Genomic DNA, 413 nt, shown 5'->3' with positions numbered 1-413 from the left:
GCACTGGCCCGCTTCGGACCGGCGCGAGCAGCACACAAGATTGCTCGGCGATGGCCGCTTCCCGACGCCTGACGGCCGCGCCCGCTTCGTGACGGTGCGGCAGGAAGCTACGGCCTTCACCGTCGACGCCGACTATCCGCTTGCCCTGAACACAGGCCGGCTGCGCGACCAGTGGCACACCATGACACGCACCGGGAACGTGCCGCGCCTGATGGCGAACGCGCCGGAGCCTGCAGTCGATCTCCATCCGGCGGATGCGGCCGCGCGCCACCTCAAGGATGGCGACCTCGCCCATCTGTCGACACGCTTCGGTTTCGTCCGCACCAGAGTGCGCGTGTCGGAAGCGCAGCGCCGCGGCCAGGCCTTCATGCCCATGCATTGGAGCGGCCAGTTCGCAGCCAGGGCCGTGGCCG

General features: G+C 70.0%; 1 protein-coding gene. It reads left to right on the top strand.

All coding sequences use genetic code 11. The features are described from left to right. Nucleotides 1–413, top strand: a 413-nt coding sequence (locus tag EN850_RS33800) for a molybdopterin dinucleotide binding domain-containing protein (RefSeq protein WP_281407303.1), incomplete at both ends; no start/stop codon positions are given.

The organism is Mesorhizobium sp. M8A.F.Ca.ET.207.01.1.1 (genome assembly GCF_004794715.1).
GTDB lineage: Bacteria > Pseudomonadota > Alphaproteobacteria > Rhizobiales > Rhizobiaceae > Mesorhizobium.
The sequence above is the reverse complement of the archived record's forward strand: the minus strand, read 5'-3'. Positions and strand labels throughout refer to the sequence as shown.